This window comes from Rhodococcus sp. AH-ZY2 (assembly GCF_030916465.1).
Taxonomy (GTDB): Bacteria; Actinomycetota; Actinomycetes; order Mycobacteriales; family Mycobacteriaceae; genus Rhodococcus; species Rhodococcus ruber.
The window spans coordinates 66,434-79,397 of record NZ_CP126457.1; the positions used below are offsets into that span (position 1 = coordinate 66,434).

Here is a 12,964-nt window from a genome sequence, read left to right on the forward strand (position 1 = left end):
GCCGGTGCGCTCTCACCGGAGGAATACCGCACGTGTCGAATTCCGCACCTCCCACCAGCCGCCTGATGGGTACAGCGATCGTGCCCAGATTGTCTGGTCATTGATTGGCGGCGGTCTCCAGCATCTGGACAGACATCTCGCGCATCTCGATCTTGCGGATCTTGCCGGTGACCGTCATCGGAAACTCGTCGACGATGTGCACGTAGCGGGGGATCTTGTAGTGCGCGAGCTTGCCCGTGCAGTACTCGCGCAGCGACTGCGCGTCGAGCGGCGCCGCCCCCTCCCGCATCCGGATCCACACCATGAGCTCCTCCCCGTACTTCTCGTCGGGCACGCCGACGACCTGCGCGTCGAGAATGTCCGGGTGGGTGTAGAGGAACTCCTCGATCTCCCGCGGGTAGATGTTCTCGCCACCACGGATGACCATGTCCTTGATGCGGCCGGTGACCGAGACGTACCCGTCGGCGTCCATGACGCCGATGTCGCCGGTGTGCATCCACCGGGCCTTGTCGATGGCCTCGGCGGTCTTGTCGGGCTGGTTCCAGTAGCCGAGCATCACCGAGTAGCCGCGGGTGCACAGCTCGCCCGGTTCACCACGCGGGACGGTCAGGCCCGTGGCCGGGTCGACGATCTTGACCTCGAGGTGCGGGCCGACGCGGCCGACGGTGGACACGCGCTGGTCGATGGTGTCGTCGCTGCGGGTCTGCAGGGACACCGGCGAGGTCTCGGTCATGCCGTAGCAGATGGAGACCTCGGTCATGCCCATCCGCTCGATGACCTGCTTCATCACCTCGACCGGGCACGGGGAGCCGGCCATGATGCCGGTCCGCAGGCTCGACAGGTCGTGGGTCTCGAAGGAGGGGTCGGCGAGTTCGGCGATGAACATCGTCGGCACCCCGTACAGGGAGGTGCAGCGCTCCTCGGCGACGGCGGCCAGGGTCTGGGCCGGGTCGAAGGCGGGTCCCGGGATGACCATCGTCGCGCCGTGGCTGGTGCAGGCCAGGTTGCCCATGACCATGCCGAAGCAGTGGTAGAAGGGCACCGGGATGCACACCTTGTCGTTCTCGGTGTAGTGGCACAGCTCGCCGACGAAGAATCCGTTGTTGAGGATGTTGTGGTGGCTGAGGGTGGCGCCCTTGGGGAATCCGGTGGTGCCGGACGTGTACTGGATGTTGATCGGATCGTCGGCCGACAGGTCACGCTGGGCGGCGTCGAGCCGGGTGCGGTCGTCGGCGAGTGCGGCGCGTCCGGACTCGGCGAGTTCGTTCCATTCGGGGTATCCGAGCAGCACCACGTGCTCGAGGTCCGGGCAGTCGCCGCGCACCTCGGAGATCATTGCGGCGTAGTCGGACGTCTTGAAACTCGGCGCGGAGATCAGCATCCGGATCCCGGCCTGGGTGAGCACGTACTGCAGTTCGTGCGAGCGGTAGGCGGGGTTGATGTTGACCAGGATCGCGCCGATCTTCGCGGTGGCGTACTGGACGAACACCCACTCCGCCCGGTTCGGCGCCCAGATGCCCACCCGGTCGCCCTTGCCGATGCCGGCGCGCAGCAGACCGAGCGCGAGGGCGTCGACCTCCGCGGCGAGTTCGGTGTAGGTCCAGCGCCGGCCGGCGGCGCGGTCGACGAGCGCGTCCCGCTCGCCGTGCCGGGCGACGGTGCGGTCGAAGTTGTCGCCGATCGTGTCCCCGAGCAGGGGCACATCTCCCGTGGCGGAGGTGTAGCTGGGAAGTGGGGGCAAGGCAAGATTGGTCATCTCCGTGCGCTCCTTGTGAGAATTGTTTGTAGAAGAGTTCGTGTCGGGGTCATCCGGCGCTGCCGGGGTTCCGGTTCCGACGGGGTAGCCACTCGTATCGGCGAACGTCGACTTCGGTGCTGGCTCGTGGGTGTTTCAACGACGTGCCCATCCGTTCTCGCGTGGTACGCAGGTTGCGGACGTTGTGGGCGCGGGAACGATGGAAAGGGAACCCCGGACAATGTCGAGTGGGTCAACCCCGCGAGTCCGTAGTTGTTCAGTCCGTGTCGTTTGGCCGGGTTGCCGGGGGAGCCCGGGGCGGTGTATTCCGACATCGGTAAGGACCTGTGCCGCGACTTCGTTGCTGCGGCAATCCCCGGACAGTCCCTGTGCGGTCCTGGCGTCGGCGCTGTCTGGAGTTACCGGTCCAGGTTCCGGCCAGCTCTATGGTGGTGGAGTATTCGTTCTCGCCGTGAGGCACGCGAGTAGCGGCGTGGCTTCTTACGGGGGCCTCGAAGCCATTGCACCCGACGGTGGACGCTCCGTACGGTATCGCGCATTTATTGCTCCCTTTCCGAGCGGGTCGTTGTGCAGAAGGCGGTTCGTCTGCAGCGGGATTCGTGGTTCGATATCTGGATCGAAGCGCTTGGATGTGAAATGGATCGGACCGAAGCCCCCGTGACAGGTCTTGCGCATTCCTGTCATCCCCCAAGTCTTCGACGGAAGGAAGTCTTCGACGGAGAGGACCTACGCCGGTCGCGGGGCGGACCGGAGGGGTAGGTCGCCGTTGATCCGCCCTTTGACCACCCCTATCGGCATAGTTCCGTGACGGCTGCGACGGAAGCGCTGGCTGCGACACTTGCAGCGGTGATGGCCAGGCTCAGCCGACTGGGTTTGGGACAGTCCAGTGCGAGTGTCCGCTCGCGCTGACGACTGACCCAGGCCGAGACCAGGACAACGCACGCCGCGGCCAGGACTGGCGGCACGGTCTCGGCTCCGCCGTGCTTGGCAGCGCGATGAGCGAGCAGAGCGGTGACGACGAGCACAGAAAAGGCGGTTCGGCGCCAGGCCAGGGCCGTACGTTCGGGTTGCAGTCCGGGATCCCGTAGGTGCGGAGTGCTCATGACGCCACGATCACCACGCAAGCAAGTAATGCCACCAGGGCCAGTGCGGCCGTGACAGTCGTGACCATGGTCGTACCGCGGAGGGGTCCACCCCTACGAATCGCCTGCTGAGCGGTCCGCCAGTGAAAGTACGCCCCGATGGCCAGCAGAACCGACAGGACGATGAACGCCAGGGAAATCGCATTCGGGGCAACGAAATTCCCGGACACAGGAAGCAGCTCGTGGATCGCGACACCGGCCGCGAGTGTGCCCAACGACGTTCTGATCCAGGCGAGGAATGTTCGCTCGTTTGCCAGGGTGAAGCGATAGTCCGGTTCGGCATCGGCAACACCGTTTTCGCGTTCGTTGTCGGTCCGTGTTGTCACCTGTGCCTGCCTTCGCCAGAGTGATGAGGGGCTACCGCGGCATGGAATGTCATTGCAGCGCGTGGTCGTCGACTCTTGAGATGCAGCGGAACCCGATGTGGCATGTCGAGGTCTCTTCCGTTTCGCCTTGTCGTGCGGCGGGGCGGTAGCGCAGGCAGTAGTTCGGGGCGCACAGGTGCGATCCGCCTTTGATGACTCGGCGTGGGTAGGGCTCATGCGGATATTGGATACCGGTGGCGGTCTCAGCACGGGGGTTGGCGGGAATGCAGCACGAGTGGGTCGGCGCCATGTTCTTGCCGCGCGTGGAGTGGTCGCCGGTGAAGTAGTCGGCGGTCCACTCCCAGACATTTCCCGCCATGTCGCTGAGGTGATAGCCGTTGGGGCGGAAGCGGCCGACCGGGGAAGTACCGGCAAAGCCATCTTCGAGCAGGTTTTGCCAAGGGAATTCGCCTTGCCAGACGTTCCCGCCGGGCCGATCGCCGGGCTCATGTTCCTCGCCCCAGACGAACGGCTTGCGATCGAGACCGCCGCGGGCCGCGAACTCCCACTCCGCTTCGGTGGGTAGCTCTTTGCCGGCCCATTGTGCATAGGCACGAGCGTCGAACCAGGACACCTGGGTGACGGGATGGCGTTCCCGACCGCCGACATTGCTGTCCGGCCCTTCCGGATGCCGCCAGTTCGCGCCAGGAACGAAAGACCACCATTGTCGGTAGTTGTCGAGGGGAACCGGTCCCGTAGGAGGGTCGAACACCAGCGACCCCGGTACGAGCAAGGCCGGATCGGCATCCGGATACAGCGACACTTCCGGGGCGAGTTCGGCGGTGGTGACGTATCCGGTGGCCTTTACGAAGCGACGGAACTGCGCGACTGTGACCGGATGGGTGTCCATCCAGAAGCCGCCGACTGTGACCTGATGGACGGGGCGCTCTTCGGGGTAGAAGTCTTCCGAGCCCATCCAGAAGGTTCCTCCGGGAATCCAGGACATGTCTTTCGGGGATGTGCCGGGAGGGTGACCGGTGGCTGGATCCCGCTGCGATCTTGTGGAGGCCTCGTCGATCCGCGATGTCATCTGTCGCCCACCGCCAAGGTCGGGGCGGGGGACCGCTGTAAGGAGTGCTTTGCGGCGCGTTTGGCGAGGCGAGTGTGGTCGGACTGCGGGTGGATGAGCAGTCCGGCGATCACGCCGGCGGCGAGCAGGATGACCGCGCAGAGGACGAAGGCCAGGTTGAACCCCTCGGCGGGGTCGGCGGCTCCGTCGAGTAGGCGTCCGGTCAGGGCTGGGGCGATGATGCCCGACAGGGAGTAGACGGCCGCGTAGGCACCGAGGACGCCACCGTTGCGCCCGGGAGGGCTGAGTTCGGAGCACAATGCCTGCCCGATGGGTACCGCCACAGCCGACATTCCCAGCCCCAGGCACAGCAGGGCGATCTTCAGCCAGACGGTTTCAACGGCGAGTGAGGTGAAGATGCATGCTCCGCACAGCAGGAGGGCGATGCTGGTTACCGCGCCGCGGGTGATCCTGCTCGAGACGCCGCGGTTCATCAGCGATCGGCTCAGCGTGCCCTGAATGATCATGGACAGGGCCATCAATCCCCACGGGATCGCGACGAGCCAACCGATCACGGCGCCGCTGAAACCGAGCACCTTGGCGAAGTAGATGGGGATCCACGCAATCATGACGGCCAGCGCCCAGTATCCGGCGAAGCCGGCAAGAACCGAGCCGATCCACGTCCTGGTGGCCAGGATGCGCCAATACGGCACCGGAGCCGCGGTTGCAGTGCCGGTCACGGGTTCCACCAGTTTCTCCTTGGTGGCTTCCAGTTGCGGTGCGGGCCCGTCCGCGCCGAAGCGGAGCCACACCGCCACCCAGATCAGGCCTACCACCGCCATCACCACGAACGCGGCCCGCCACCCGAAGGTGCTGATGACCCAGGTCAGTCCAGGTGCGGCCAGGACGACGCCCAGGGGCGCCCCGATAGTCAAGATGCCGCTGACCAGGTCACGATCCCGGTCGGGGAACCAGGTGTGTGCCGCGCGGTTGGCCACCGGGTATGCAGGACCCTCGGCAGCGCCGAGCAGCACTCGGGAGCCGAGCACGACCCAGAATCCGAAGGCGCCGAGCGGGGCCAGCAACGGTAGCTGGGCAACGGACCACAGCACCGCCATGACCACCAGCATCCACTTGGTCGGGACACGGTCACTGATGATGCCGCCGACTATTGCGGAGATGCTGAACAGCAGAAAGAACCCACTGGCGATCAGCCCGTACTGGCTCGAGGAAAGACCGATATGTTCCATGATCGGTCCGGCGGCCAGACCCAAGACGGCCTTGTCGGCGAAATTGATGAGCATGAACGCGAGGAGGAGTCCGGTGATGAGCCAGGCTCGTTTCCGGTCGACGGGGAGAGCTGAGGTTGTCATATGACTGCCAAATCTGTGGGAGGGCGTTGTCAACGGTTGCAGATCCGGACGTCCCGGGACGGACGAAACGGGGCGGAGTGGGTCCCGGGCGGTTCAGGGGGTGACGATGTCGAAGAACCGGTCGAAGGCGTCGAGCAGCGAGAACAGTTCGTGCAGGGCGTCGGCATTGCCGGCGACCGAGGCGCTACCGTCAGCAATGCACCGGTCGAGGGGCGCGCTGCCGAGCGTCACAGATCCGAGGGTGGTGCGGGTGAGCGCGACCGAGACGTCCGCGTCCTGGGGCGTGCTCGTCGCCGTGTGGACGAGGACACCGTTGGTCACCTGCAGCAGCCGGCGCTCGTCGGTGTCGGTCACGTGCAGGTCGACCCGCAGGGCACGGCCGGCGGCCTTCGGTCCGTTCAGACGGATGGCCAGGTACTTGAGCATCATGTCCGTCGTCATCGCGGCCAGCACGTCCGAGGTGGCGAGCGCGGTCGATTCGATCACCACGCCGTGACGCAATTCCTGGGCGCCGGTGAGGTAGAAGTTGCGCCACGGAGCGGATTCGGCCTGGTAGCCGAGCTGTTCGAGCGCGTCCGCCTGCAGTTCCCGTGCCTGCTGGTTGTCCGGCTCGGCGAACACCACATGGTTGACCACCTGGGCCACCCACCGGTAGTCCCCCTCGTCGAACGATCTGCGCGCGTTGCGAAGCACGGCGTCGGCTCCGCCCATGTATTCGACGTAGCGTTTGCCCGCCTCGACCGGTGGATGCTGGTGCAAGGTGGCCGGATTGCCGTCGAACCAGCCGAGGTACTTCTGGTAGACCGCTTTGGCGTTGTGGTTCAAGGTGCCGTAGTAGCCGCGGCTCGACCAGGACGAGCCGAGTGGCTCGGGCAGCTCGATCAGTTCGGCGATCTCGACCATCGTGTGGCCGTGGGCGGCCAGACGCAGGGTCTCGTCGTGGATGTAGCGGTACAGGTCCCGCTGCTGCTCCAGGAAGTCGGTGAGCTCCTGCCGACCCCACACCGGCCAGTGGTGGCAGATGAACAGCACGTCCGACCGGTGCGCGTAGAGTTCGATCGCGGCATGGATGTAGTCGCTCCATGCGGCCGCGTCACGAATCTGAGCGCCGCGGGGGGTGTACAGGTTGTGCATGTGGTGAGAGACATTCTCCGCCATGCACAGCGCCCGGAAATCGGGAAGGTAGAAGTTCATCTCCGCCGGTGCCTCGGAGTCGGGCGTGTACTGGAACTCGAACCGCACCCCGTCGAGCACGAGCTCCTGACCGGTCTCGGTGATGTGATCGGTGGGCTCGAGCAGTGTGACGGTGCCGGTGGAGAGCCCGAGGCCGAGACCGGCCGAGACCACCCCGCTCGGCCCGTGGGGCAGCTTGTTGCCGTACATGTACTGCGCACGGCGGTTCATCGCGTTGCCGGCGTAGACGTTCTCGCTGACCGTGTGCGCCAGGAACCCCGTCGGCGCGACGATCCGCACGGAGCCCGAGGAGATGTCCGCCTCCGACACGAGCCCTTTCACACCACCGAAATGATCGACGTGGCTGTGGGTGTAGACGATCGCCGTCACCGGCCGGTCACCGAGTTCCCGGCGCACCAGATCCATGGCCGCCGAGGCACATTCGGCCGAGGTCAGCGGATCGATGACGACGTATCCGGTGTCGCCCTCGATCAGGGTCATGTTGGAGATGTCGAAACCGCGCACCTGGTAGATGCCGTCGACGACCTTGAACAGGCCGTGCACCGTGTGCAGTTGCGACATGCGCCACAGGCTCGGGTTCACCGTGTCCGGTGCCTCGTCGGCGAGGAAGGCATAGGTGTCGCAGTCCCACACGACATGACCCTGAGCGTTTCTGATCACCAGCGGATCGAGCGTGTCGACGAAACCGCGGTGTGCATCGTCGAACGCCTTCTTGTCCTCGAAGTCCAGGCGAGCAGACACGGCGCGGTTGGCGGCTCTGGTTGCAGCCGTCGCCGGTTTCCTGTTGGCAGTCATAAGGTCCCTTCCCGTCTTCACGAGCGGTCGATACAGGGGCGTCCGATCTAGTCGGCCACCGGATGCGTTGGTCGAGGTGCTCAACCTCGCCACCGTTCGTGTCGGACGGTGGCGGCGAGCCGTCGCCGACATCGCGACGCTTGAGTGTGATGTGCACCACGATGTCGATGAAGACGAGATTATGGTGTGACCATGAACAGATCAATGGGCCCTTCCCATAGCCAACCGCGCTGTACATTGTGCTCATGCACAGCCGCAACTCGGGTGGGAGTTCCGCAGTGATCGGCGAGCATCCCGATGTGGACCCCGCGGTTCGCCGCATCCTCGACAACGTGCAGTCCCGCATCAACGCACTCGCGAAATCACCCGCAGCGGGTGATCAGCACGCGTTCCAGAGTTTGCCAGTCGATTTCCGGCATGAAGAAATTCCGCAACTCCAACGCCGATACTTCCGCATCCTCGTGCAGGCCATCCGAAAGAACGTCCCGTTCGGGGAGCGGGACCTGCAAATGGCGCAGCAGATCGCCGCGGACAGGGCAATCGAAGGGGTCCCGCTCACCCTGGTGCTGCGCAACTGGCAGAACGCCACAAGCATTCTGTGGAATGCCTGCACGGAGGCGGCACGAGACGACGAGGCGAAAGCCCTCAGCTACATCGGGCGCACGTTGATGGCGCTCGAGCAGGAGATCCTCGGCACAGTCACAACCTCGTACCTGGTCGAACGGGAGGCCATTGCCAGCGGTGAACGGGGTGCGGTGCATCTGGTGGCGCAAACGCTTGTCAGTGGTCGCGATCCTCATGCCGAAGCCGAACGGCTCGACATCGAACTCGCGCCCGGATACGACGTGATGGCCGTCCAATTCGACGCGTTCGAGGGGGAAGTGGACACGCAGTATCCCGGTCGGCAGATCGCGCACCGTCGCAAACTGCGGAAGATCCTGCGCACCCTGGGCGAGTACCGCGGTGCCTACCCGGTGCTGGCCACCCTCGACTCCCACGGTGGGCACGTTCTTGTTCCTCAGGACGAGACCGCGACAGCCACGACGGAGGAGGTGGGGCGCGATCTCGTGGACCGTATGAGGGTCGCTGCAGGAGTGAATGTCACGGCCAGTCACGTAGATTCTGTCAGCTTCGACGACCTGCCCCGCGCCGCGAAACTGTCCACCGAGATACTGGAGATCGTCATCTCCACGAATCGCCCGCCCGGTCTCTACCGGCTATCAGACGTGGCCCTGGTCTACCAACTCGCGCATCCGACCGCAGCCACCCGCTACTTTGCCGACCTTCTCGCGCCACTCGAGCCGCATCCCGAACTGCTCGAGACCCTCGACCACTACTTGTTCCTCGATTTCGACCGCGGCCGCACAGCGCGGCGTTTGAAAGTGCACCCCAACACGGTGAACAACAGACTGCATCGCATCACCACTTTGACCGGATGCGATCCGAGCCGGTTCGACGGCATCATGTTGCTCGGAGCCGCATTGTCCATCCGCGAGGTGTCGAGGTGATCGCCGCACCGACGCCCTCATCCTCGTAGAGACGATCACACCGAGGTAGAAAGTCTTGACCAGGGGACCTGCCGATAGACGTGCGTCTCGGAGGCACTGCGCTGTACCAGGGCCCTGCGGATCGGATGCGATCGTCGGGCCGGCAGGGAGGAGAATGGCGTTGCACGGGTCAGCACAAGCGCGGCCAGAGATCGCGTTGTCATGGAGGCGCTCGGCGATGTGCGGTCTCAGGCCGACGTCCCGCCCTGCGTTCTGTCCCGGTCCGATCGATGAGGCCGCCAACGGTTCGTTGCTGCGGGCGGCCGAGCCGGTGCTCAGCGAGGTGACCGAGCAGATCCGTGGCACCGACACCGTCGTTCTCCTCGCCGATCGGGACTGTACGGTGATCCGCCTTGTCGGTGAAGACATGCTCGTCAAGACCGCCGTCGAACAGGTCGGTTTCGATGTCGGCGTCTGCCTGGGGGAGGACGTTGCTGGCACCAACGCAATCGGAACAGCAGCCGAGACACGTGGGGGAATCTTCGTCGACGGCGCCGAGCATTACCTGGATGTGTTCAAGCAGTTGAGCGGCTACGCCCAACCGATCGTGCATCCGGCAACCCAACGAGTGGAAGGACTGCTGGGGATCGTCGGACCTACCGAGACTACTTCTGCGCTGTTCAAATCCTTTGTCCAGCGTGTCGTCGACTCGATCGAACGCCGACTCTTGGACAGCTCCTACGAATCCGAAGGGCGGCTGGTCGCCGCCTTTCAAAGCGCGACGCGTCGTGTGGGTGGCGCGGTATGCATCCTGGGCGAAGACTTCGTGTTGAGTAACGCAGCTGCGCACGACCTGCTGGACATTGCGGGGGTACCCGAGCTGCGACACCTGGCTGCCGGCGTCCGCGCCGACGAGCCGCTTCGCACCACTATGCAGATCGACAACAACCGCGAAATCGCAGTCACGGTAACCAGGATCGTGGGGGCCGGTGCCCTCTACAGCCTTGAGCCGCTGTGGGTGCGGTCGAATCCTGTACCTCGTCGCCCCCTGTCGGTGGCCTCGTCTCGGTACGTCTGGGGACCGCGGCTCAAGGCGCTGCGCGATGCAAAGGGCTCGGTGTCCATCACCGGCGAAGCCGGCACCGGACGAACCGTCGGTGTACGTGCGCTCGCCGCATCGCACCCGTATGCCGTACTCGACGCTGCAGATCTGCCTCTGGAAGGCGAGAGCCGGTGGGCCAAGAAGCTGGTCGAGTTGTCGACCACCTTCGACGGGGTGTTGATCGTCGAAAACGTGGAACTGCTGCCGCCTCGGCAACGAGCACTCCTCGCGCGGGTGCTCGCCGAGCCTCATTCCCGCCCCCGACTGGTCGTCACTTCCCTGTCCGGGCGGGACTCGACGGGGCTCGAGCCCATCCTTGCCCGATGCACCCACCACGCCGAGCTGCCACCTTTGCGGGAACGGATCGGCGATTTTCCGGCGTTGGTGGCCGCGTTGACCTACGAAATCACCGGTCACCACCGCATCACATTCACCGCCAGTGCGCTCAAGGCGCTGTCCACCCAACCGTGGCCCGGCAATCTCATCGAGTTACGGACTGTCTTGGCACGCGCCCTCGACGGCCGTACCACGGGCGCCGTCACTGCAGCCGACCTGCCGGAAACACACCGCGAAAGTGTCCACAGCGCGTTGTTGGGCCTCGACCGCGCCGAACGCCAGGCGATCGTCGAAGCTCTTCGCGCAGCCTGCGGCAACAAGGTGCACGCCGCGAGAGCCCTCGGGATCAGCCGCACCACCCTCTACCGACGTATGCGGATATTGAACGTGCCGGGTTGATGCTCCGCTCCTCTACGCGGTGTGTCAAAAGTGAACACTTACAGGTCTTGCCGACACGGTATTATGGTGTCCGTCACGTTCCGATTCATGGCAAAACCCTGGAGAACCGCCGGCTCGAAGCTCGGCGCACGCGTGCCCGCATGAATGGGAATCGTGTTGTTCGGCAACGTATCTGAAAGAAACCTGGTCGAGTTCACTCGAGACCGGGCCTTCCGGACGCATCGTCGGAACCGGTCCAAAGCCCGGACGGTGGGGTAGAAAGCGCGCATCTACCGCATGCGCCAGTCTTCGGGCAGTACAGCCTCCGCCTCGACCGGGGCACGCACCGTCAAACGTAGGGAGAACAACGATGAAGACCAAAGCCGCAGTCCTGCTCGAGGCTGGCAAGCCGTTCGAGATCATGGAGCTCGACCTCGACGGCCCCGGCCCCGGCGAGGTGCTGATCAAGTACACCGCGGCCGGGCTGTGCCACTCGGACCTGCACCTGACCGACGGCGACCTGCCTCCCCGCTACCCGATCGTCGGTGGTCACGAGGGCTCCGGCATCATCGAGGAGGTCGGTGCCGGAGTGACCAAGGTCAAGCCCGGCGACCATGTCGTGTGCAGTTTCATCCCGAACTGCGGCACCTGCCGCTACTGCTCGACCGGACGCCAGAACCTGTGCGACATGGGCGCCACGATCCTGGAAGGATCGATGCCCGACGGCACCTTCCGGTTCCACAGCAATGGCAAGGATTTCGGTGCCATGTGCATGCTCGGCACCTTCGCCGAACGTGCGACGATCTCGCAGCACTCTGTGGTGAAGGTCGACGACTGGCTGCCCCTCGAGACCGCGGTCCTCGTCGGATGCGGTGTCCCGTCCGGGTGGGGTACCGCCGTCAACTCCGGCAACCTGCGCGTCGGTGACACTGCCGTCGTCTACGGCGTCGGCGGCCTCGGCATCAACGCGATCCAGGGCGCCGTCGCCGCCGGCTGCAAGTACGTCGTCGCCGTCGACCCGGTTGCACTCAAGCGGGACACCGCCCTGAAGATGGGCGCCACCCACGCCTTCCCGGATGCAGAAAGTGCCGCGGCGAAGGTATCCGAACTGACCTGGGGGCAGGGAGCAGATGCCGCGCTGATCCTGGTCGGCACCGTCGACGAAGCTGTAGTGTCCGCGGCGACTGCCGTGATCGGCAAGGGTGGCACGGTTGTGATCACCGGGGTCGCCAACCCGGAGAAGCTGACCGTCCACGTCTCCGGCTGCGACCTGACGCTGAACCAGAAGACCATCAAGGGTTCGCTGTTCGGCTCAATGAACCCGCAGTACGACATCGTCAAGCTGCTCCGCCTCTACGACGCAGGCCAGCTCAAGCTCGACGAACTTGTCACCACCCGGTACAGCCTCGAACAGATCAACGAGGGCTACCAGGACCTGCGCGACGGCAAGAACATGCGCGGCGTCGTCGTGCACAGCTGATCCAGTCGCCCCCGGCACGAGCGTGCCTCGGCCTGCGCCGATGCACGCTCCTCGGATCGCCGATCAATCGACCTACCGAAGCCAAGGATTCCCATGAACCGCTACACATTGCCGATCGACAATCGCGGCACATCGACGGTCTCGGCTGCAATCGACTACCGAGACCAGACCGTGGTCTTCCGGTTCGACTACGACGGCGGTATCGGGCAGGGAGGAACCGGGACGATCGAAGTCGACGGCACGAAGACGGGAAGCGCTCGCGTGCCGCGCACCACCCCGTACTTCTTCTCGATCAGCGGCACCCTGGACGTGGGAATCGACCGCACCACCCCGGTGTCCAACGAGTACGAGCCTGGGCAGGCGAATGCGTTCACCGGGGTGATCGACTTCGTCCGCCTCGACGTCGAAACCCCCGGCTCCGACACCACACGGGAAACTGCTGCAGCGGCGCTCCGGACCCACTGACCACCTCGCCTGCGCGACCGGATTCCCGCGGCGAGAAGACCCGCTCGACCAACCGGCCGTTCACCGGGGCCGTGTCCGAGAG

The 12,964-nt window shown here is 65.0% G+C and carries 10 protein-coding genes; 4 read left to right on the forward strand and 6 right to left on the reverse strand.

Going from position 1 to position 12,964, the window contains the following annotated elements; genetic code table 11:
- Positions 1 to 97: 97 nt before the first annotated feature.
- The 6 genes from QNA09_RS00280 to QNA09_RS00305 form a co-directional block, all read right to left on the reverse strand.
- Positions 98 to 1,756 carry an AMP-binding protein gene (locus tag QNA09_RS00280; protein WP_071935984.1) on the reverse strand — a complete coding sequence of 553 codons (1,659 nt, stop codon included), beginning with the start codon at positions 1,754 to 1,756 and terminating at the stop codon, positions 98 to 100.
- A gap of 788 nt (positions 1,757 to 2,544) precedes the next feature.
- Positions 2,545 to 2,859: a DUF202 domain-containing protein gene (locus QNA09_RS00285; protein ID WP_071935983.1), complete on the reverse strand. Its 315-nt coding sequence runs from the start codon at positions 2,857 to 2,859 to the stop codon at positions 2,545 to 2,547.
- Complete coding sequence (locus tag QNA09_RS00290; protein WP_064257269.1) at positions 2,856 to 3,224, reverse strand: YidH family protein; 369 nt, start codon at positions 3,222 to 3,224, stop codon at positions 2,856 to 2,858. Before QNA09_RS00290 ends, QNA09_RS00285 begins: the two co-directional genes overlap by 4 nt.
- A 49-nt stretch (positions 3,225 to 3,273) precedes the next feature.
- The gene (locus tag QNA09_RS00295; RefSeq protein WP_064257268.1) at positions 3,274 to 4,209 is read right to left on the reverse strand and encodes a formylglycine-generating enzyme family protein; all 936 of its coding nucleotides are present in this window, start codon (positions 4,207 to 4,209) and stop codon (positions 3,274 to 3,276) included.
- An 80-nt stretch (positions 4,210 to 4,289) separates the two neighbouring features.
- Entirely contained in the window at positions 4,290 to 5,645 is a 1,356-nt protein-coding gene (locus tag QNA09_RS00300) for an MFS transporter (RefSeq protein WP_064257267.1), read from the reverse strand.
- A gap of 93 nt (positions 5,646 to 5,738) precedes the next feature.
- Positions 5,739 to 7,634, reverse strand: coding sequence for an alkyl/aryl-sulfatase (locus QNA09_RS00305; protein ID WP_064257266.1), 1,896 nt, complete (start codon positions 7,632 to 7,634; stop codon positions 5,739 to 5,741).
- 245 nt (positions 7,635 to 7,879) lie between these two features.
- Here QNA09_RS00305 and QNA09_RS00310 point away from each other — a divergent pair, with 245 nt between their 5' ends.
- The 4 genes from QNA09_RS00310 (at position 7,880) to QNA09_RS00325 (ending at position 12,882) form a co-directional block, all read left to right on the forward strand.
- A complete protein-coding gene (locus tag QNA09_RS00310) occupies positions 7,880 to 9,142 on the forward strand; it encodes a CdaR family transcriptional regulator (RefSeq protein ID WP_156666171.1) in 1,263 nt (420 codons plus the stop codon).
- 154 nt (positions 9,143 to 9,296) lie between these two features.
- Complete coding sequence (locus tag QNA09_RS00315) at positions 9,297 to 10,958, forward strand: sigma-54-dependent Fis family transcriptional regulator (protein WP_064257264.1); 1,662 nt, start codon at positions 9,297 to 9,299, stop codon at positions 10,956 to 10,958.
- Between the two features lie 349 nt (positions 10,959 to 11,307).
- Complete coding sequence (locus QNA09_RS00320; protein WP_064257263.1) at positions 11,308 to 12,417, forward strand: NDMA-dependent alcohol dehydrogenase; 1,110 nt, start codon at positions 11,308 to 11,310, stop codon at positions 12,415 to 12,417.
- A gap of 93 nt (positions 12,418 to 12,510) precedes the next feature.
- Positions 12,511 to 12,882 carry a hypothetical protein gene (locus QNA09_RS00325; RefSeq protein WP_064257262.1) on the forward strand — a complete coding sequence of 124 codons (372 nt, stop codon included), beginning with the start codon at positions 12,511 to 12,513 and terminating at the stop codon, positions 12,880 to 12,882.
- Positions 12,883 to 12,964: the final 82 nt, after the last annotated feature.

Excerpts from the sequence above, each read along its gene's own strand:
- QNA09_RS00280 (WP_071935984.1), bottom strand. The coding sequence starts at position 1,756 with ATGACCAATCTTGCCTTGCCCCCACTTCCCAGCTACACCTCCGCCACG.
- QNA09_RS00285 (WP_071935983.1), bottom strand. The coding sequence starts at position 2,859 with ATGAGCACTCCGCACCTACGGGATCCCGGACTGCAACCCGAACGTACG.
- QNA09_RS00295 (WP_064257268.1), bottom strand. The coding sequence starts at position 4,209 with ATGTCCTGGATTCCCGGAGGAACCTTCTGGATGGGCTCGGAAGACTTC.
- QNA09_RS00300 (WP_064257267.1), bottom strand. The coding sequence starts at position 5,645 with ATGACAACCTCAGCTCTCCCCGTCGACCGGAAACGAGCCTGGCTCATC.
- QNA09_RS00305 (WP_064257266.1), bottom strand. The coding sequence starts at position 7,634 with ATGACTGCCAACAGGAAACCGGCGACGGCTGCAACCAGAGCCGCCAAC.
- QNA09_RS00310 (WP_156666171.1), top strand. The coding sequence starts at position 7,880 with ATGCACAGCCGCAACTCGGGTGGGAGTTCCGCAGTGATCGGCGAGCAT.
- QNA09_RS00315 (WP_064257264.1), top strand. The coding sequence starts at position 9,297 with ATGGCGTTGCACGGGTCAGCACAAGCGCGGCCAGAGATCGCGTTGTCA.
- QNA09_RS00320 (WP_064257263.1), top strand. The coding sequence starts at position 11,308 with ATGAAGACCAAAGCCGCAGTCCTGCTCGAGGCTGGCAAGCCGTTCGAG.
- QNA09_RS00325 (WP_064257262.1), top strand. The coding sequence starts at position 12,511 with ATGAACCGCTACACATTGCCGATCGACAATCGCGGCACATCGACGGTC.